The sequence below is a fragment of the Streptomyces millisiae genome, assembly GCF_031845425.1.
Taxonomy (GTDB): Bacteria; Actinomycetota; Actinomycetes; order Streptomycetales; family Streptomycetaceae; genus Streptomyces; species Streptomyces millisiae.
Genome location: NZ_JAVREM010000006.1, coordinates 80,332 through 100,117, shown reverse-complemented (window position 1 = coordinate 100,117; position 19,786 = coordinate 80,332). Strand labels below are relative to the sequence as shown.

The following is a 19,786-nucleotide window of genomic DNA, read 5'->3' as shown; positions in this document are numbered from 1 at the left end:
CGCCGGGTGGGTGCCGTCAAGGTCCAGACCAAGTCGGATGCGATTCTTCTCCTCGTGCCTGTCCCTCTTCGCCTCGCCCGCCGCCACCCGCTCGACTGGCTGGCCGCGGCCCTGCTCGCGCTCGGCCTGCTGTTCCTGGCCACGGGCGTGCTGCCCGCGCAGGCGGCCGGAGACGCCATGGCGCGCGTCGCGCCGCTGCTGGCGTTCCTCGGCACGGTCATCGTGCTGGCCGAACTCGTCAGCCGGGCCGAGGTGTTCGACGTCGTCGCGGCACGCGTGGCACGGGCCGGCGGCGGCAGCTACCTCCGACTCTTCCTGCTCTGCGTCGCGTTCGCGTCCCTCACCACGATCGCGCTCAACCTCGACACCACGGCCGTGCTGTTGACGCCCGTCATGCTGGCGCTCGCCGCGCGCGTCGGGATCGCGGCGGTGCCGCTCGCCATGACGACGGTGTGGCTGGCCAACACCGCGAGCCTGCTGCTGCCGGTCTCCAACCTGACGAACCTGCTGGCCGCCGACCGCGTCGCGCTCTCCCCGCTCGAACTCGCCGGCCGGATGTGGGCCCCGCAGGCGGCGGCCGTCGCGGTGACGGCGGCCTGCCTGTGGGCGTTCTTCTGGCGCCGCGGCCGGCGCGGCGCCGAGGCGTACGAGGCGCCGCCCGCGCACCGGCCGGCCGACCGGGCGCTGTTCCGAATCTGCGGTCTCGCCTGCGCCGGCTTCCTCCTCGCCATCCTGCTGGCCGACGCGCCACTGTGGATCGCCTCCGGCGCGGCGGCGGCCGTCGCGGCGGCCGCGTTCGCGGTGCGCCGGCCCGCCGTGCTCCGTCTCTCGCTCGTCCCCTGGCGGCTGCTGGTCCTGGTGCCCGGCATGTTCCTCGTCGTGGAGACGGTGAACGCGCACGGCCTGCACGAGCTGCTCGCCTCGGCGGTGGGCACCGACGACGGGCTGCTCGGCATGCTGCGCGCGGCGGGCGTCGGCGCCGGCCTCTCCAACGTGCTGAACAACCTGCCGGTCTACCTCGCCGGCGAGTCTGCGGTGCCGGTCGGCAACGAGGACCAGCTGCTGGCGCTGCTGACCGGCACCAACGTCGGCCCGGTGATCACCCCGTGGGCGTCGCTGGCCACCCTGCTGTGGTTCGAACGCTGCCACGCGGGCGGCGTGCGGGTGCCGGTACGGACGTTCGTGGCGACCGGCACGGTGCTGGCACTGACCGCCGTACCGACGTCGGTGCTGGCGCTGGCGGCGCTCGGCTAACCACCGGTCGTCATCCAGTGGGCCGGGCGCGGCCGCCGTCGGCGGCGACTAGCGGTGACGGCGGCCCGCACCGATCGCCCCTAGCGTCCACCAGGCAATCGGATCAGGTGGTACGGCCAGCGCTATCTCCGTTCCGTCGTCACGTGCAACGTGCGCAGCCCCCGGATGACGAACTCAGGGCGGCGCGGCGGCTCTTCGGCGAGCCGAAGTCCCGGCAGCCTGGTGACCAGGGCCTCCAGCGCGGCCGAGATCTCGGCCCTGGCCAGCGGCGCGCCGACGCAGTAGTGGATGCCGGCGCCGAAGCCGAGGTGCGGGTTGGGCGAGCGCCCGATGTCGAGCCGGTCGGGGTCGGCGAAGACGTCGGGGTCGCGGGCGGCGGCGCCGAGCAGCGCGGCGATCTTCTGCCCCGGTTCGAGCTCGTACCCGGCCACGGTGGTGGACACCACGGCCGTCCGCTCGAAGAGCTGCAACGGCGCGTCGTAGCGGATCAGCTCCTCGACGGCGGTGGGCAGCAGCTCCGCCGGGGCGGCGACCAGGCGGTCCCACTGGTCGCGGTGGCGCAGCAGCGCCAGCACGCCGTTGCCGATGACGTTGACCGTGGCCTCGTGGCCGGCCATCAGCAACAGCACGGCGGTGCCGACGAGTTCGTCGTCGGAAAGCCGGTCGCCGCCGTCGCGCACCGCGACCAGGTCGCTGATCAGGTCGTCTCCCGGTTCCCTGGCCCGGAGCGCGGTCAACTCCCGCAGATACGCCACGAACTCGGCCGCCGCGGTCTCGGCGGCGGCCGCGCCCTCCGGCGGCAGGCCGTACTCGTACATCTTGACGATCGCGTTGGACCACGGCTGGAGCCGCGGCCGGTCCTCGGCCGGCACGCCCAGCAGTTCGGCGATCACCTCGACCGGCAGCGGCCCCGCGAGGTGCGTGAGCAGATCCGCCGCACCGTCAGCCGCGATGGCCGCGGCCAGCCCGTCCGCCATCCGGCCGGCCACCGCCCGGACCCGCGGCTGCAGCCGCGCGGTGTGCCCCCGGTTGAACGCCGCCGCCACCAGCCGGCGCAGCCGGGTGTGCCGCGGCGGCTCGCTCTCGAGCAGCGAGTTCCGGTGCAACAGGTTGAACGCCGGAAACGCCGCCGCCGGCTCCTTGTCCCGCCAGATCCGCCCGGCGTCCCTGCTGCGCAGCACGGCGGCGCAGGCCTCGTGCGAGACGGCCACCGGCAGCCCGAGCCCGTCGTGCCAGTGCACGGGCCCGCGCCGCCGAAGCTCGGCGAAGGCCGGGTAGGGGTCGTCGAGGAACACCGGGTCGGCGGGGTCGAAGCTCACCCGAAGAGGCTATCCGCCGCGACTCACACACGAAGCCCCATCGGCTGAGTCATGTGGCGAGCCGTGTCAGCCGAACTGTTGCTGCTCAACGTCGGGCGGCAGCAGACAGGGAGTGTCGACAGTCAGCAGCAGTCGCCCCTCCTCGTGGTCTTCGGCCGAGACCGATTGGTGATCTTCGGGATGCCGGGCGTCCACCACATTCGCAGGGTTCACTGACGGATCCGAACGGTACCCCTGGATCTCCAGTCCCTGCCCCTCCAACGCGTCACGAATGGCACGCACCGCTTCCGCGTTCCGCTCGGGCGCGACATCGGCCATTACCGAGTACATGAGAAGGAAGCGGCCGTCTTCGGCCACCTCATCGCCGCGCCCCACGCAGTTGTGAAAGCTGACACGCCTGGACTCCGTGTCGATTTCCGCCTGCGCGGTGCGCGCCATGGACTCGGTCCAGTGGGTGGCCCACGCCTCGGCGTCCTCTCTGCTCATGCGGGGAAGTGGCTCATTGATTCCGTCGTCGCCGCTGCTTCCAGACACACATCCTCCCAGTGCCAGTACCGCCGCCATGGTGGCGGCAGCCACACCACGACCTGTGAAACGCGGCCTAGATGAATGGGGCCTCACTGTTCTACCGTCCCCGTGCTAGGAGTCTCACCGGCGATGACTCGGCCGATGTTCCTCAGAGATTCGCTGTCCTGTCGCCAGTAGCCGCTGTGCCCTGACGTATCCACATACATTCTCTGGGCCCCGAATTGGTCATCCTGTGGGGCGGCACCGAGAGTAAGCCCCGAGGCATAGCGGGAAATAGGGTCGTCGTCGGCTGCCCCAACCCAAAGGCGTTCTGGGGAGATATGCAGGTCTTCGGCATGGCCCACGGTCAGCCCCGGGCTGCCGAGCACGATGACGTCGTCTGCTCCGAGACCATCCCGACCCGCATCCGCCGCACCTACGGTGGTGGAGCCATAGCTGTGGCCAACCACGGTGAGATGGCTGTCAGATCCCTCGTGAGCGGCGCGAAGACCGGCTGTGAAGTTACGGAGTTCGTCTGCGCCCTCGTTTGCACGCCCCCTGGTGATCACACTGTCGGAGATTTCAGGGGCGTCGTAGCCGAGCCACGAGATGACGGCGACATCGCCGCGACGTTGCCGCAGCGCTGCTTCCTGCATCAAGCCGATCCGATCGATCTGCCCCTGCATACTTCCTATGTCCGTCGTCGTCCCGGGCACCAGGACCGCCGTGTGTGCGGCCGTGTCGGGGTTGCCCTGGGCCACGATGGCGCGGCCGTCGTCCTGGGTGCCGAAGCCGAGGAGGTAGAGCCGCTGCTCGGCCGGCGCGTTGGCGCGGCTGTCCAGTGTCTCCTGGAGCCGGGTCAACCCGTCGTAGATGAAACGGTCGTGGTGACCGAGTTCGTGCTCCCTCGCCCGGTAGTCGTTGAGCTGGGCGTCCAGCGCGGCGCGGTTGGCCTGGTCGCGGGTTTCGGCGGGGAGGCCGTCGAGGGCGCCGAGTTGCGTGGGGTAGGAGGCCAGCAGCAGGTCGCGTTCCGGGTCGGTGAGGCCGGACCACCAGCGCGCCGCCTCTGCCGGGGGCCGGTCCGTCGGGATGTCGTCGGCCGGGATCCCGATGCCGTGTGTCTCGGCGAGCCGTGCCGCCGCCTGGTCGGCGATCTGGGCGCCGTACTCCTTGTCGAGGGTGAACGGGTCGAGCTCGCGCAGCGCGCGGCCGGCCAGTGCGCTGGCCTCCACGGCCTGCTCGATGGCCTCGTCGATCCGCGCCTGGTGGCCGGCCACCTCGATGGACTCGCGGAGGAGTCGGTCGGGCTCCGCCAGATCCTCGGGGCTCGGGTCGTGTGGGCGGGCGAGGACAGTGCCGTCCTCGCTGACGCGGTGGCCGGCGTCCTCCGCGTCGGCGACGGCGTTCCGGAGGCGTTGTTGCGCCGCCTGCATCCTGGCCCGCGCCTCGTCCAGGACGGCGGCGAGCAGCAGGGCGTACCGGCTGGCGGTGGTGAGGATCGACTGGGTGACGGCCATGGCGTGCAGGCCCGTGTCGGCCGACTGGCCGGCCCATCCCGCGTCGATCAGCGGCCGGGAGGCGCGGGCGAGTGAGCCGTCGTGGGCCTCCTGGCAGGCTTCGGCCAGCCGGCGCCAGGCGGAGACCGCCGTGCCGAGCGGGTAGAAGTCCTGGGTCAGCAGTTCGCGGTACATCGCCGGCATCAGACGGTGCCCCAGCCGCGGAAGGTGGCGCGAAGCTGCTGGTCGAGGCCGACCATCGCGGAGGTGACGGCGCGCAGTCCGGCGGCGTGTTCGGGCAGACGGTCGGCCATGTCGCTGAGGGCTGCTCCCCAGCCGGCTCCGCTCTGCCCCAGCTGTTCCCCGAGCGTCCACTGCCGCAGGGACTCGGTGGCGGCGGCGAGGTCGCCGATGGCGCGGTCGAGGACGGGCCGCAGGTCCTCGTGCGCGCTCTCGCAGGCGGCGGCGGAGGCGAGCAGCTGGTCGACGGGGACGCTCAGATCCGGTGCGGCCGCTGGGCCCTCGCCCGGCGTCCGCTGCGCGGCGATCTCGGCGCGCGCGAACGCCTGGGCTTCCACCCACTCTTCGTGCCAGCCCACGAGCCTGTCCCCCGTCCGTACGCGACGCCTGTGTGGCGGAACGTAAGATATCGGACTCGCTCGGCTACCGCCCGGGCAGCCGTCCCTCGACGCGTTCGCGGAACCTCATGGCGCGGGGGTCGTCGTAGGCGGTGGTGAGGCGTAGCGCCTCCGTCCGGTGCGCGGCGGCCTGGTCGGGGTGTTCGGTGTCGAGGGCGTCGGCGAGGGCTTCGAGGGCCAGGGCCTCGTGCCAGGGGTCGGCGAGTTCGCGGAAGGCGGCGGCGGACTGGCGGTGGAAGTCGGCGGCTTCGTCGTGTCGGCCGAGTGCCTGGTAGGTCCGGCCGGCGCCGAGCCAGGCCAGGGCTTCGCGGCTGCGGTTGCGCAGCCGGCGGTTGAGGGAGGCCGAGCGCTGGTAGGAGGCCAGGGCGTCGCCCTGCTGGCCGAGGGCCAGTTGGGCGTCGCCGAGGGCGAGGAGCCAGGCGGCCTCCGCGAACTGGTTGCGCAGGGTGAGGGCGATGTCGACGGCCTCCTGGGCCAGGCGCAGGGCCTCCTCGGTCCGGCCGCTCTCGCGGTGGATGTCACTGCGGGTCCACAGGATGTTGCCCTCGTTGAGCCGGTTGCCGACGGCGCGTTCGAAGGCCAGGGCCGGGTTGCCGGCCTCCTCGGCGTCGGCGAGGCGGCCCGCCCGGTAGTGCGTCAGGGCGAGGTTGGCCAGCGCGATGGCTTCGTAGGCGCCGGCCCCGATGCTCCGGAAGATGGCGGCCGCCTGCTGGAAGTGGTCGCGGGCGGCCGACAGGTGGCGGCGGCTCAGCTGCACGAGGCCGAGGAGGTTGAGGGAGTTGCCCTCGCCCGACCGGTCGCCGAGGGCGCGCCGGATGGCGAGGGCGGAGCGGTGGCAGTGCTCGCTTTCGGCGAGTTGGTTGAACCGGGCGTGGCACATGCCCAGGTCTTCGAGCAGGGTCGCCTCTCCGGCCCGCTCGCCCTCGCGTCTGGCGGCCGCGAGGCCGATGCGGCAGGCCGTGAGCAGGTCGGCGGTGGGTGACGAGGGCGCCTTGGCGTTCCACAGGACGGCGGGCAGGAGCCAGGCGTGGCGGTCGAGCCCGGCGCTCGCGGCGGCCCTGACGCAGGCCACGAGGTTGCCGTGCTCGCGCTCCGCCCAGATGGCGGCGGTGTCGTAGTCGGGGAAGGCGAGGGGGGTGACGAACTCGGCCGGAGGGTCGAGGGGTTGGTGGTTCTCGGCGGGGTCGAGCCGGCTCTGGGCGGCGTCGGCGGTGTGCAGGTACCAGTCGAGGACCCGGCGCAGCGCGGCCGTGCGCTCGGCCGCCGGCTCCTCGCGGCGGGCCTGGTCGGCGGCGTAGGCGCGGAGCAGGTCGTGGAACTCGTACCGGTCGGGGGCCGGTTGGTCGAGCAGGTGGGCGCCGACCAGGATGTCGAGGAGTTGGCGCGCGCGGCTGGCCCGGGCGCCGGCGAGCGCGGCCGCGGCGTGCAGGCTGAACTCGGGGCCCGGGTGGAGGCCGAGCAGGCGGAAGAGCCGCGCCGCCTCGGGCCGCAGGGCGCGGTAGGACCAGGCGAAGACCGTGCGCACGGCCGCCGCCTCGTCCTCGTCGACCACGCTGAGGGCGTCCCAGAGGGCGGACTCGTCGCGCAGCTCGGCGATCAGGTCGTCCAGGCTCAGGTGGGGGTGGGTGACGGCTCGCTCGGCGGCGATGCGCAGGGCCAGGGGGAGACGGGCGCAGAGCCTGGCGAGGTCGGCCAGTTTGGTGGCGTCGTCCTCGGGCCGGTATCCGGCGGTGACGGCGCGGAGCAGGGCGACGGCCTCGGGCTCCGGGAGGGTGCCGAGGGTGAGGCGGTGCGCGCCGTCCTTTATGGCAAGACCGGACAGCCGGCTGCGGCTGGTGACGACGGTCAGGCAGCCGGCGCTGCCGGGGAGCAGGGGGCGGACCTGGGCGGCGGTGGCCGCGTTGTCCAGCACGATCAGCATGCGCCGGTCGGCGAGCAGGGAGCGGTAGAGCGCGGCCGCCGCGTCCGGCTGGGAGGGAATGGCTTCGGCCGGGACGCCGAGGGCGCCGAGGAAACGGTGCAGGGCCTCGTGGACGGAGACCGGGTCGTCCGGATCGTAGCCACGCAGGTTGATGTACAACTGCCCGTCGGGGAAACGGTGTTGCACCTGGTGGGCCCAGCGCAGGGCCAGCGACGTCTTGCCGGCGCCCGCCGTGCCCGCGATGACGCAGAGCGATACGACGAGGGGGGCGCCCTCGGTGCCGGGCAACACGGCGTCGAGCCGTTCCAGTTCCTCGGTCCGGTTGACGAAGCCTCGGATGTCGCCCGGCAGTTGGCGGGGTCTGGGGTGGCCGGCGGCGTCGCGCTCGTCGATCGTCACTCCTCGTCGGTGGTCAGCCGGGGCGGGGGAAGGGGGGCCACTTCCCGCGCGAAGTAGGAGGACAGCTCCTCGCCACGCTCGAAGAGGGCGCGGGTGAGGTCCTGCCAGTCGTCGACGAGTTGGGGGTCGGTGAAGCGGACGCAGCCGTCGAGCACGCCTTCGTCGGTGTAGACGACCTCGTAGAGCGTCTCCCCGCCGAGCACGACCAACTCGGGCAGCGGACGGTCGACTTCCAGGGCGTGGAGCTCGCCCGCCTCGACGATCCTGATGTCCTCGCCGCCGTCCTCGGCGTTCAGCAGCAGGGAGTGCAGCTCCCACTGGATGTACGGGGTGAACGGCTTCTCGACCACCCGCACCCGGTGGAAGACGGTGCCGAGCCGCCTGTCCTGCTCCGCTTCCTCGCGGAGGCCGGCCCGCCGGCCTTCGAGGAGGCGCAGCGCCTCGGCCCAGTCGCCTCGGCCCAGGGCCGCTCTGCTGGGGCTGTCCTGTTCGACGAAGTGCTGACCGCGCTCCAGCTTCCAGGAGTCGCGCCGGTCGAGTCGGGTGTAGCGCTGCCAGAAGTCGGCCGAGTAGGCGGGCTGGTCGAGCCGCACCCCCTGGGCTCGGTCGAGGCGAGGGGGATGGAGGTCAATCATCGGGGATGTCCGCTTTCGCCGCGCTCAGCATGTTGCCGGGGAGGATGACGAGTCGTTCGTCCGGCGCCAACCCCACGCCCTCGGGAAGACGGGAGCGGTAGTCGGCGGTGAGGTCGCGTCCGATCACGGCTATGTCGCCGTTGTCCAACTGCCAGATGTCCGGGCAGCCGGTCTTGCCGTCGGTGTTGCCGAGTTCCTTGGCCGACCTGCCGAGCCGCCGCGCGAATAACGCGGACGGGTCGGCCTCCCAGGGACGCGCCATGACTGCCTCCGTGCACGTGTCCGAGGCACACGCCCGCATACGCGTGTACCGCGATTCAGCTTACGAAAGGGCTTTCACGCGCTACAATGCCCGGCCCTCAGGTTGGCCATTTTGGGTTAATTTCCCATGCCACGTGCTTATGCCGCGCCCGGCCGGAGCTCGGGATGGGACGGCGGAGCGGAACAGTGCCGGGTGGGGCGGGGCCTCTGGCCTCCGCGGCCAGCACTGGGGGCCGGATCAGCCGAGGTCGTCGAGGAGGAGGTCGAGGACGGTCTCCTCCTCGACGCGGACGCCGGTGCGGGTGAGGGCGGTGGCAAGGGGCGGGTCCCAGGGGGTGGCGACGGGGACGCCGGTGAGGGGTGGGGAGGTGGTGGGGTCGGCGGCGGCGAGGTAGTCGGGCGTGGTGTAGCGCCAGGGACGGAAGGGGACGTGGCGCAGCAGGGAGTTGGCGATGCGCAGGCCGCCCCAGTCGAAGTCGCCGTGGTACTGGAGAGTGGCGCCTCGGTCGTGGAGGTGGCGCAGCAGGGTGAGGGCGGCGGCCGAGGGCTGGCCCTGGAGGCAGACGAGGGGTGGGCAGTGCGGGCCGTGGCGGTCGGCGGCAGCGGCGAGGACGGCGGGGTTCTCGCAGACGTGGACCGTGCCAGCGGTGGACTCGGGCGGGCGGTGGGCGAGTTGGCGGAGGGTGAGGACGGCGGGTTCGCCCTGGGAGGCGTGCCAGTCGAGCGCCGGGGTGCCGAGCAGGTTGAGGGTGAGGACGGTGCTGGAGAGGTCGTCGCGGAGCAGGCCGGCGGACGCCCAGGCGGCGCGGCGCCATTCGGCGCCCGTGCCGGCGGGGTGGCCGGTCAGGGCGCGGACGCCAGAGAGGGTGAGCGTGGCGAGCGGGGTGCCGTCGTCGAGGGCGTGCGCGCTGCCGAGGACCCGGGCGGCGAAGGCCGGGAGGGAGGTGGCGGGGTCCGTGGGGAGGGCGCGGAGGACGGTCACGGTGTCGGTGAGCAGTTCGCGGGCCGTCTCGGGGGTACGGGCGAGGCGGCGGACGAGCCCTTCGGCGCGGAGCCGGGTCGCCCAGTCGGCGAGGTGGGGCAGGTCGTCGAGTGGGGCGTAGGCGATGGCCCAGGCCCAGTCCTCGGCCGCGCGGGCCTCGCTGCGGGGGATGACGGGGCCGGTGAGGGCGGTGATGGCGGCGGTGAGCCCTTCGGGGCTGGCGCCGGAGCGGCGGAGGGTGGCGTCGACGGCTTCGAGGGGGATGGTGAGGGTCCTGCCGCGGCCGGGTGGGCGGCCCAGCAGGCGTTCGGCGGCGGCGCGTTGGGCGGGTGTCGGGTCGGTCAGGGAGACGGGGCCGGTGAGTGGCCTCTCGTGGGCGAGACGGCGGCGGGCGCGGTCGACCAGCCAGGCGAGTTCGGGGTCGCCCAGCAGCCGGCGCAGCCGGGTCAGGTCCACGGTCAGGTCCACAGGGGTTCCGGTGGCGCGGGCTCGGCGCGGACCGGGTCGTCGCGGCGCTGGCGCGCGACGCCGTCCCACTCCCACCGGGTGACGAGGACGGCGGACAGCTCGTCGATCCTGGAGAGTTGGGCGATGGCGATGCCCGGCACCTGGGGGTAGCAGGCCCACTCACGTTCGCTGGTCATGACGACGTCGAGGTCGAAGGCGTGCAGCAGGCCGAGGCACTTGGCCCGCGAGTCGTCGTCGACGCCGGCGAACGCCTCGTCGAGGGTGACGAGGCGGGGCGAGTGGGGGTTGCCGGCGCTGGCGTAGTGCGAGGAGGCGGCGGCGAACAGCGGGACGGAGACGGCGAGGACGCGCTCGCCGCCGGAGGCGGGGCCGGTGGCCGGAACCCAGCGGTCGTGTTGGTGGCGCTCGACGCCGAACTCGTGCCAGGAACGGTAGTCGAGTGCCGCCGTGAGGTGTTCGAGCCAACTGCCCGCCGCGTCGTCGGACTGCTGGCGGGCGATCTGCGCTTGGAGGAACTCGCCCACGGCGGCCCGGTCTTCCGGGGTCCAGGCGTCGGCTGACTGACGCAGCCGCTCGCGGGCGGCCGCCAGTCCCGCGGGGGCGCGGCGGGAGGGGCGCCACACCAGGCGGAGGCGCATGCCGGTGGAGGTGGGGCGCTCGGCGAGCTCCTCGTTCATGGCGACGACCCGCCGTTCGGCGGCGCCGATCAGTTCCTGAAGGGTGCCGGCGACCTCGGTGATGAGGTGGGTCTCCAGGATCTCGCGCTCGTGGGCGGAGAGGATGCGGGTGAGTTCGCGCGCCTCGGTGTCGAGGGCGGCGGCGAGCTCGGGGACGGGGCGTTGCCGGCCCTGGTAGACGATGTCGACCACCATGCCGTCCTCCACCATGCGGGCCGAGGCGGTGTGGCCGTGCCGGGAGAGGGTGTCCTGGAGCGTCTTGAACTCCCGGCTGAGGTTGCCCTGGATCCGCTCCCAGGCGGCGTCGGAGTCGTCGGTCGTGGCCAGTTCGGACTCGATCGCCCTGGCCAGGGCGATGGCGGGGGTGGGTGCCCATGGCGCCTGGCCGGGAGCCGGGATGTCGAGGTCGGGGAGGGCGACGCTCAACAGGCCGGTGGCCGCGAACCGCCGCAGCGCCGCGATGGCGTCGGCACGGTCGGCGACGGCCTCCGCGATGGTGCGGCGCAGGAGCTCGATGCGGCCGTCGGCCGCGCCGGCGCTCCGCTCGGCCGCGGCGTGGTCGGCGCGGGCCCGGCGCTGCTCGGCCCGGGTGGCACGCTGCTCGTCGGCGGTTTCGGTGAGCCGGCGCTGGAGTTCGGCGACGGCGGTGCCGACCGTGGCACGCAGAGTGGTGTGCCGTTCGTCGGCCGCGGCGGCCGCGCGGGTCAGTTCCTCGGTGCGCTGGGCGAGTTCGGCTGCTCGTTCGGCGGCGCGGGTGATCTCCTCGCGCTCCTCGCCGAGCCGATCCGCGGCGGCGACGCTCTCGCGCAGCGCCGGCCAGAGCGCGGCGAGGGCGACGGCGAGTTCCGCGAGGGCGCGGCGGACGGCGGCGAGTTCGGCGCGGTCCGCCGGCAGACCGAGGTCAGCCGCGGTGCCGGTGAACTCCGCGGCCGCCTGGTCGGACTTGGCGGCGGCGGTGGCGAGGTCGGCGGCGCGGGCCCGGCGACGCTCGGTGGCGCGGTGGGCGGCCTCGGTGGCGGCCGCGGCGTGCGCGTGTGCCTGGCGGAGCGGCGCGTCGTCGGGGACGGCGGCCAGCTCGGTGTCCAGGGCGCGGCGGCGGGTCGCCACCGCGTCCGCCTCGGTGGCGACGGTGGCCGACTCGGCCCGGAGGGTGGCGAGTTCGGCGTGCAGCGCGTCGATGCGGGCGCGGCGGGCGGCCTCGCGGGCGCCCACACCGACGAAGGTGGCGACGGGCTTGGCCCACCGGCCGGTGAGCGCGCCGACGCGGAACCGGCCGTCGGTGGCCGCCCAGGTGTCGGTGCCTGTCGTGGGGCCGAGCCCGACGGCGGCGAGCAGCCGGACCACGGTGGCCTCGCCGACCTGGGCGGCCCGCCGGTCGCCGTGGTCCACGGCCGGGCGGAGCGCGTGGGCCAGCGAGGGCCCTGACACCGGCTCGGCGCGCGGGGAGAGCAGCACGTCGTGGCCGTCGGGGGCCAGCGCCGTGCCGTCGGGGGTGATCCAGGCGTCGAGCAGCCCGGACGCCTCCAACGCGGCCTCCAGGCCAGCGCGCTCGGTCGGCGACAGCTCGTCCCGGAAGTCGACGAGGCGCCACAGCGGGGCGCCCGGCTGTCGTTCCCTGACGCCCGGGGCACGAGTGTGGGGGGCCGGCGGTTCGGGTGGGCCACCGGCCTCGAGCCCGGTGATCTCGGCCTCGGTCCCGTGGACACGGTCGGCGAGCTCGGCGCGCCGGGCGGCGAGTGCGGCGGCCTGGTCGGCGAGGCGGGTGGAGGCCGCGCGGTGGGCGCGGGCGGCGTGTTCACGGGCGGGGTTGGGCCCGTGCAGGACCTCGGTCCACCGCTGGAACTCGTCGAGCAGCCCGGTGGGGTCGCCGTAGGGCAGTTCGGCGCACTGCTCGAGGTGGTGGCGCACGGCGTCCAGCAGGGCGCGGCCGGCGTCGGCGGTGGCCCGGGCCGCGTCCTCGGCGGCCTGCTGGGTGTGGGCCAGCTCGGCCTCGGCATCGTCCAGGCGCCGGGCGGCGGCATGGCGCTCGGCGGCGGCCCGGTCGGCGGTGGCGGCGAGCGCGTCGAGGTGATCGAGGTTGCGGCGCCCGCGGTCGAGCGACTGCTCGGCCGCCGCCTGGTCACCGAGGTCGGTGGGGGGCGGCACGTGGGCAGCGGTGGCGAGGTCGCGGGCCCGGGCCAGCGCGGCCTCTGCCTGGCGGCGGGCGGCGTCGAGCCGCGTCTCGGCGGCGGCACCGCGGGCCTCGGCGCGCGTGAGGAGACGCACGGCGGCGGCCTGGTCCTCGGCCGCCCGCCGGCGGTCGCGGTCGGCGCGAGCGGCGTCCTCGGCGGCCTGCTCCAGCTCGCGGGCGCTGCGCATCTCGGGGCCTGCGCGCAGCGCCGCCTCCCGCTCGCGCAGCCGGGCCTCGGTCTCCTCCAGGTCGGACATGCGCTCCTGGGCCTCGGCCCTGGCCGTGATCGCCCGCTCACGGTCGGCCTCGGCGGCGGCGAGCTCGCGCTGCTGTCCCTCGTAACGGGCGTGCTGGACGCGGGGCAGGCGGGCGCGGCGGCGGCTGGCGATCCGGGCGTAGCGCCGGTAGTGGTCGAGGAAGGTGGTGGCGGCGCGCTCCGCTTCCAGGGTGGCCCGCAGTTCGTCGCGTTCCTCGTCGAGGGAGCGGAACGCCTCGGCCGCGTCGGCGATGACAGCCTGGTCCATCGGGGGCAGCGCCTCGGTGAGGGCGCGGGAGAGCGCGGCCTCGTTGGGGCGCTTGGACAGCTGGGGTTGGCGCAGCTGGATGAGCAGGTCGACGAGGGCGCCGTAGCGCTGCTCGCCGAGCCCGAACAGCGCCTCGTCGACGGCCCTGCGGTAGGCCCTGGCCTGCTCGTGGACCAGGCCGTGTCCCGCGATGGCCTCGGCGAGCCGGTCGCGGCCGAGCGCGGTGCCGGTGGCGTCGATCAGCCGCAGCGTGCCGGCGTCCGGCTCCTCGCGGTGGTCGACGCGCTGGTCGGTGACGGCGAACCAGTGGCGGGCGATGCCGCGCCCGGCGACGGCCTTGAGCCCGCAGAGCAGGGTGCGGAAGTGTTCCTGGCCGGTGTCCTGGTCGCGCCGCCCGAACTCCACCCAGGTGTAGCCGAGTCGCTCGGGGTGCGGGTGCTCGCCCCCGAGCAGCAGGTTCCACTCCATGCGCTTGCCGGGGTCGCCGTCGGGTTCGACGCGGCGTGGGGAGAGGTCGCCGTCGAGGAGGAAGGGAAGGGTGAGCGCCAGCACCTTGGACTTGCCGGTGCCGTTGTTGCCGCGCAGCAGCAGGCGGCCGTCGTGGAAGTGGAACTCCTCGACGTCGTAGTGGAACAGGTCGACGAGCCCGATGCGCAGGGGCTGCCAGCGGGTGCGGGCCGGCGCGGGGAGGGCGGTCGTCGCGGTCATCGCTGGGGCTTCCTTCCTTGCCGAGACGCGTCCCCTGCGGGGTCACGGACGACGGGGTCGCCGACGGCGTACCGGGCGAGGGCGGGGCGAGCCGCCACCGCGCCGGCCTGGAGCGTGACGAGGTCGAGGGCGGCGAGCTTGTCGACGGCCTGGGCGACCAACCACTCCTCGGCGCCTGGCTCCTTGGCGGTCTTGGCCCAGAACCCGGCGTGTTGGACGGCGAGTTCGCGTACTCGCTGGCGCAGCGCGGCGACGGTGACGGGGCCGTCCGCGGCGGCGAGGTGTTCGGCGAGCAGCAGGGTCGCGTGGCCCCGGGTGCCCTGCTCCGGCATGCGGACGTCGGTGAGGTCGTCGTCCGGGTCGACCATGGCGATGCCCTCGGCGCGCACTTCGGCGACGAGCCCGGTGAACTCACTGACGCGGCTGGTGAGGAAGCCACGCTGTCGGGTCAGATAGGCCAGCTCGGCCTCGGTCAACTCGTCGTAGTAGAGCACCGGATCGTCGAGCAACCGGCGGGTGAGGGTTCGTCGAATGGCCAGGAACCGCAGCTCGTCGCTGTCCAGCGCGGTCTCGGCGCTGAGTTCGGCGAGCCGGTGCTCGAACTCGGTGGCCCGCACCAGGGACGGGCCGCGGGAGGTGGCTAGCAGGCCGGCGAGCACCCGGCGTTCGACGTCGTAGAGCGCGTCGCCGACGCCGGAGACGTACGCGTCCTCGTCACCGGCGATCCGGCGCAGCACGCCGAGCCGGATCAGCAGTCGGACGACGGCGGCCAGGTCGAGGCGTTCATCGCGCGCGTCGAGGGTGAACCGGACCCCGGCGGCCGCGAGTTCGGGCGCGGCGGCCTCCAGGACGACCTGGTCGGCGAGGCGGCCGAGCGCGGTCTGGGCCTCCCCACGCTCCAGGACGGCGAGGGCGAGGCAGAGCAGAACGTAGCGACGGCGGGTGAACGGGGTGGCGGAGCGGCCCTCGCGGGCGGGATGGGTGGCGTCGGCGAGGGTGCCGGGGGTTCTGCGCAGCCGGGCGGCCTCCGCGTCGACGTGCAGGGCCCAGCCGGTGTTGCGGTCGAACCACTCGCGCAGTTCGGTGGCGTGGCGGCGGACGAGGCGGAACGCGTCGGCGTGGGGGCCGCGCGCCAGCAGCAGGGGCTCCTTGAGCAGGGCGCGGGCGGCCTTCCGCAGATCGGCCTGGTGTTGCCCGTCGAGCACCTCGGCCAGGGGCGTGCTCACCGGTCGTCACCCCCGTCCGTATCGCCTTCGAGGCGACGTCGGGTGCCGGGTCCCGTGAGGTCCACGATCTCCACCAGGTGGTCGGGGCCGCGGAAGACGCCCGTGGGAGTGCGGATCTCGGCGCGACCGGCGTCGGGCAGGGTGGTAAGGCGTATCTCCATGGAGCCGTCGTTGCTCGTCGCACTGGTGTGGGTCATGCCGGGCCGCCAGGTGGCCAGCGCGTCGCCGAGCAGTCCGAGGAAGAGACCGAAGGCGAGCGGGTCGAGCTCGCCAAGGGCGGAGAGCCTGACGGGACCCGACGTGGCCAGGCGGGACCGGGCGGCGATGGTCTCGGCGTTCTGCTTGACGGCCAGCTCGGCGAGCCGGCGGCGGGCGGCCGACCGGTCCTCGACGCGGCGGGCCCGGCCGCGCCGCTCGTAGCTGCCGGTGCGTCTCAACTGGGGACTGATGCGGAGCGGGTCGGCCGCGGACCAGGGAGTGCCGGCCGGGACCGGGTGGGCGGCGCGGACGGCGAGGGTGTCGGCGTCGACGGTGAGGTGGCGGGACGAGTAGAGCCCGAAGGCGCCGCGCCACAGTCGGTGCCGGGCCGCGTCGTCCGGTGCCTCGGCGAACCAGCGGGCGAGTGTCCTGAAGTCGGCTGAACGGTCCGACCTTCCGGACCGCCGCTCGTTGAGCACCCGCACCACCGCGAGGAGTTGCGGGATGGCGCCGAGCGCCCTGGCACGCAACAGCCGGGCCTGTGCCGGGCGCGCGTCCCGGCTGACGAACCAGGCGGTGAGCCCCGACCAGCGTGCCGCCCAGCGCCCGAGCGCGGCGCGCTCGGCGTGGTCCGCCTCCTCGGGCGCGGCGTCGGCCGCCTCCCGGGCGGCGGCCGTCGCCAGCAGCGCGTCGATGGCCGGCCCCTCCAACTCCTCGATCAGCAGGGCGATACGCCCGCCGAGCGTGATCAGGTCCTGGATGAACCGCTCCAGGTACTGGATGAGCTGGTCCTTGTAGGCGAGGAAGACGTCCTCGGAGACCTCGTGCAGGTCGATGGTGCGCTGGAGCGAGCCCATGAAGGCGCGGGCGTTCTCGGCCAGGGCGGAGAAGCGGCTGGTCAGGGCGTCGAGCGCGAGATGGGTCTTGGCCGGGTCGGGCGACCGCTCGGCGGCCAGGGCGAGCAACGCCCGCAGGTGGGTGATGATGTCGTGGAGGGCGACCGCCTGGAGTGCGCCGCGCCTGCCCAGGGCCTCGTCATAGCCGGCCAGGGCCTCCTCGGCCGCCTCGCCCGCCTGGGTGAGCTGGTAGACGAACCGCCTGCGGTAGAAGTCCTCGACGGCGGTCACCCGCCCGGTGTCGGGATCGGCGCGCAGGTTGCCCCAGGTGACGAGGGAGTCCAGGGCCCTGGTGATCTCGTCCGTGGTGGCCGGACGCCGCTCGGCGGGCAGCGCGAGCTGGACGTCCTCCGGGCGCAGGTGCACGGCGAACCGCTCCTTGGCGGTGAGGAAGACGCGCATCACCTGTCGGTAGAACTCCGCGTTCGGCGCGGTGAGATGCGCGAACGGTCCGTATGCGGCGGGCGAGGTCATCACCGGCCATTGTGCCGGAAGGGCGAGCCCGTCTCGGACCGGTCGGGAGTTTTCGTCGAACGTCGTCCTCGTGATCCCGACACGAGGTGACGGCACGAGGCGGGGGCGAGACAGCGTGGCTCGACACGCGGATGAGGCGGGGACGAGGCAGGTGGAACCGTCGGTGGCTGGCAACGGAGCCCACGGCCGAGCGCCGGACGGTGTGGGCCGGACCACACCGCCAGGGCGGCTTCGGTCACCGAGCGGCAAAGAGCTCCCGAATCCGGTCAATCAGGTCCTCCAGCCCCTCTCGAAGGCTTGGAAGGTTCCGCGCATTCCGCGTCGCGAAGGAGATCAGCCGCGCCTCATCCACCCCTGTCTTCTCGCTGACCGCGCCGGGTTGATCATGAACATTGCAGACCCACGCTTCCTCCAGAGCCCGTTTCCACTCCCACTCCGGCACCCCGAACTCCCTCACCGCCGCCTCGGCGCATTCCGTGAGGGTTTCCATCACGGTGGCCTCGGGCTCCGCCGAGCCGGGAAGATACGCCAGCCACTCTCCCTGACGGCTGGCGATGGAACGAGTGTCGCCGTCGAGCACACCGAGAAAGGCCACGGCCGGCCTCGTCGGCCCCAGGGCACTCGCGATCGTGACGACGACATCCGCGCCACGCACATCCTGCACACGTACATGGGGGGCCAAGTCCGGGAGGTGCACGCGGAGCAGCTCCTCCAGCAGTTTCCTGGCGAAGAGGTCCTCAACCAAGAGCACGGCTTCGGGCCTTACCCTCATCCCCAGCTTCCGGCCGACCTGGGCCGGGATCACGCCAGGAGAGATGGTCGCTCTGGGATCGCCCCCAGCGCTCCTCTCCAGCGTGCGTAGCGAGGCAGTCGGCAACTGGTAGGCGAACTCCGGAGAGTGCGATGCGATCACCACGGACAGTTCCAGGTCAATCGCTCGGGCGACGATGACGTCGAGCAGCAATCCACGCGCGCGGGGGGACAGAAAGTTCTCCGGTTCGTCGAACAGCACCACGCTGCCTCGTGGTGCCGCTCGGAGCCCCCTCAGAATCACGCAGGTAGCCAGTTCCCCCAGACTCATCTGTTCGGGCCCGTACGTGTTACCGCGGTAGCTGAGTTCGTAGTAGAACCAACTGGCCGACTCGTCGACGGCCGGCGTACGGCGGTCGAGCTCCTGGTGTGTGGCCAACGCGTACGGGCGCTCCATGATCGTGCTCAGCGCGTTCTCGAACCAGGCGCTGCGAGGTGCCTTGTCGGCCGTGGCGCGCTCGCTCTCCAACTCATGGGCCGGCACGCGGCTCACCTGCGCCAGGACGTCGAAACACTCTCGCGCGGTATCGACATAAAGACAGGGAACCCTTGCCTCAGCCAACTCCATCTCAACCGTGGCCGCGCCGGTGCGGTCCTGCTTTCGGTGCCGGGGCCGCCCCATCATCCGCACCGCAGCGGGCCTTGGCCTCCCGTCCGCGTCGGCTTTCGTGTCGAGATGCTGGGCGAGCGTCCGGAGGAACTGCGACTTGCCCGCACCGCTCACGCCACACAGAAGAGTGATGCCCGGAGCCATCTCAGCAGCCAGGGAACCAAGATGCACATGCCCGTCGATCTCCACGGTGCGCAGCGGTGAGCGTACTTCGCCACTGGCCAACTTGCGGTAGTGCTTCTGAATCTGGGCTCGGCTGAGGACCACGTCGTCCTTGGCGTTTTGGCTCACCCCCACTCCCCCCAAGCCCCGAGCACTCCGTCAGCCCACAGCAGCTGGTCGACCCGGTCCTCGGTGAACGGTCCGGCTCCTACGCTGGTCAGCACCTCATACATCCGGATCACGTCCGGAACAGGGGGGGTCTTCCGTGACGGGGCACCGCCTGTGGCGACCAGGAACAACCAGGTGATCGCATCCCGAAGCACCGTTGACTCCGCCGTGTGCGCCCCAACCGCAGCCACCTCGTTGAAGCGTTCCAGCAAGGCTGAGTGAGGAATGTCGCGAAAGCCTGCCCGCAGCGGTGGCGGGGCACCGGGATTTAGCTGGGCGGCGCGCCTCCGCCGCTCCGGCTCCAGCCACTCCATGAGGTATCCGAGATGGTGTTCCGCGCCAGGCCCGAGGGCGCGCCTGGCGCGCACCATGACCAGCAACCAGCTCAGCAGCGTGGGCTTGGTGAACCGAACCGCCGGCACATCCAGGGCGGGCAGCGACAGCAACTCCTTCAGCGCCTCCGCCACCTCGTCCCGTGTGGCCTGTGTCACCGCGTTGCCGGATCGCAATCGGACATTGAGCTGCTCGCTGCCCATCGCGGCGGCGCGGATGCTTCCCGCCTCCACGGAGACCAGCACTCTACTGATCACGTCCTCGTATGCCAGACCGACGTTTCCGAAGCCAACGCGCTCCTCGGCAAGCCCCCAGTCCGCCGCCCTGACGACGAGGCGCCGCACCTGCTCTCCGAATGATCCCGACGCGACCAGCCGGCGGCCGGATTCCGGTAGCTGGTCTTCGGAGTTCAGCCGCAGCAAGGCAGTACGCAACTCGCCCGGCGGCAACCCATCGAGTTCCAGAAAGACGAGCGGGTATTCGTCAACCGCCTCACGCAGACCTCGCGGCAGGTCAGGGTAGGCCCTTCCGTCCGACTCCCGCAGGACGACCGCCTGCGGCGCGAGTCGCCCGTCCACCAGGAGCTCGCCACGGACGAACTCACCCAGCGCCGCGAGCCGCCGTTGCCCGTCGAGTAGCACGTGCCTCCCATCAGGCTCGCGTGCGACGAGGAAGGTGCCGATGGGCCAGCCACGCAGCACGGAGTCGAGCAACACGTGCTTGCGGTGGTCTGACCACTCGGTGACTCCGGTCGAGTCGGACGCAGGACGCAATCTTCCGTCGTCAAGCCGGGCGAGCGCCTCGCGAACCGTCAGGACGGTGGGATGGGTCGTCGGATTCCGCAGTTCGTGGATCCGCGTCATGACGGCCCCCTCCTCTCAAGCGCCGACCCATCACCGACCGTAACGACCTGGTGAGGGTTCGTGCCCCATTGCACAGTACGGCTGGTC

General features: G+C 73.0%; 14 protein-coding genes. 1 reads left to right on the top strand and 13 read right to left on the bottom strand.

Going from position 1 to position 19,786, the window contains the following annotated elements:
- Positions 1-54 precede the first annotated feature (54 nt).
- The gene (locus RNC47_RS08855; protein WP_311597121.1) at positions 55-1,254 is read left to right on the top strand and encodes an ArsB/NhaD family transporter; all 1,200 of its coding nucleotides are present in this window, start codon (positions 55-57) and stop codon (positions 1,252-1,254) included.
- A 122-nt stretch (positions 1,255-1,376) separates the two neighbouring features.
- On the opposite strand, the gene RNC47_RS08850 is transcribed toward RNC47_RS08855, so the two are convergent.
- The 13 genes from RNC47_RS08850 to RNC47_RS08790 all read right to left on the bottom strand — a co-directional run bounded on the left by RNC47_RS08850 (position 1,377) and on the right by RNC47_RS08790 (position 19,699).
- Positions 1,377-2,573 carry a cytochrome P450 gene (locus tag RNC47_RS08850; RefSeq protein WP_311597119.1) on the bottom strand — a complete coding sequence of 399 codons (1,197 nt, stop codon included), beginning with the start codon at positions 2,571-2,573 and terminating at the stop codon, positions 1,377-1,379.
- Positions 2,574-2,639: 66 nt separating this feature from the next.
- Positions 2,640-3,059, bottom strand: coding sequence for a hypothetical protein (locus tag RNC47_RS08845; RefSeq protein WP_311597117.1), 420 nt, complete (start codon positions 3,057-3,059; stop codon positions 2,640-2,642).
- 131 nt (positions 3,060-3,190) lie between these two features.
- Positions 3,191-4,771, bottom strand: a complete 1,581-nt coding sequence (locus RNC47_RS08840) for an alpha/beta hydrolase (protein WP_311597115.1) — start codon at positions 4,769-4,771, stop codon at positions 3,191-3,193.
- A gap of 8 nt (positions 4,772-4,779) precedes the next feature.
- Entirely contained in the window at positions 4,780-5,175 is a 396-nt protein-coding gene (locus RNC47_RS08835) for a hypothetical protein (RefSeq protein WP_311597113.1), read from the bottom strand.
- A 64-nt stretch (positions 5,176-5,239) separates the two neighbouring features.
- Entirely contained in the window at positions 5,240-7,534 is a 2,295-nt protein-coding gene (locus tag RNC47_RS08830; RefSeq protein WP_311597111.1) for an ATP-binding protein, read from the bottom strand.
- The gene (locus tag RNC47_RS08825; protein WP_311597109.1) at positions 7,531-8,169 is read right to left on the bottom strand and encodes a DUF6879 family protein; all 639 of its coding nucleotides are present in this window, start codon (positions 8,167-8,169) and stop codon (positions 7,531-7,533) included. The genes RNC47_RS08830 and RNC47_RS08825 overlap by 4 nt, the downstream gene beginning before the upstream one ends.
- Positions 8,162-8,431 carry a hypothetical protein gene (locus RNC47_RS08820; RefSeq protein WP_132932703.1) on the bottom strand — a complete coding sequence of 90 codons (270 nt, stop codon included), beginning with the start codon at positions 8,429-8,431 and terminating at the stop codon, positions 8,162-8,164. Before RNC47_RS08820 ends, RNC47_RS08825 begins: the two co-directional genes overlap by 8 nt.
- A gap of 237 nt (positions 8,432-8,668) precedes the next feature.
- Entirely contained in the window at positions 8,669-9,880 is a 1,212-nt protein-coding gene (locus RNC47_RS08815) for a TIGR02679 family protein (RefSeq protein ID WP_311597108.1), read from the bottom strand.
- The gene (locus tag RNC47_RS08810; RefSeq protein WP_311597106.1) at positions 9,871-13,959 is read right to left on the bottom strand and encodes a TIGR02680 family protein; all 4,089 of its coding nucleotides are present in this window, start codon (positions 13,957-13,959) and stop codon (positions 9,871-9,873) included. The genes RNC47_RS08815 and RNC47_RS08810 overlap by 10 nt, the downstream gene beginning before the upstream one ends.
- Positions 13,956-15,185, bottom strand: a complete 1,230-nt coding sequence (locus RNC47_RS08805; protein ID WP_311597105.1) for a TIGR02678 family protein — start codon at positions 15,183-15,185, stop codon at positions 13,956-13,958. Before RNC47_RS08805 ends, RNC47_RS08810 begins: the two co-directional genes overlap by 4 nt.
- Complete coding sequence (locus tag RNC47_RS08800) at positions 15,182-16,753, bottom strand: TIGR02677 family protein (protein ID WP_311597104.1); 1,572 nt, start codon at positions 16,751-16,753, stop codon at positions 15,182-15,184. The genes RNC47_RS08805 and RNC47_RS08800 overlap by 4 nt, the downstream gene beginning before the upstream one ends.
- A gap of 235 nt (positions 16,754-16,988) precedes the next feature.
- On the bottom strand, positions 16,989-18,464 hold the full coding sequence (locus tag RNC47_RS08795) for an AAA family ATPase (RefSeq protein WP_311597103.1): 1,476 nt from the start codon (positions 18,462-18,464) through the stop codon (positions 16,989-16,991).
- Positions 18,461-19,699 carry a DUF262 domain-containing protein gene (locus tag RNC47_RS08790; protein WP_311597101.1) on the bottom strand — a complete coding sequence of 413 codons (1,239 nt, stop codon included), beginning with the start codon at positions 19,697-19,699 and terminating at the stop codon, positions 18,461-18,463. Before RNC47_RS08790 ends, RNC47_RS08795 begins: the two co-directional genes overlap by 4 nt.
- Positions 19,700-19,786 lie beyond the last annotated feature (87 nt).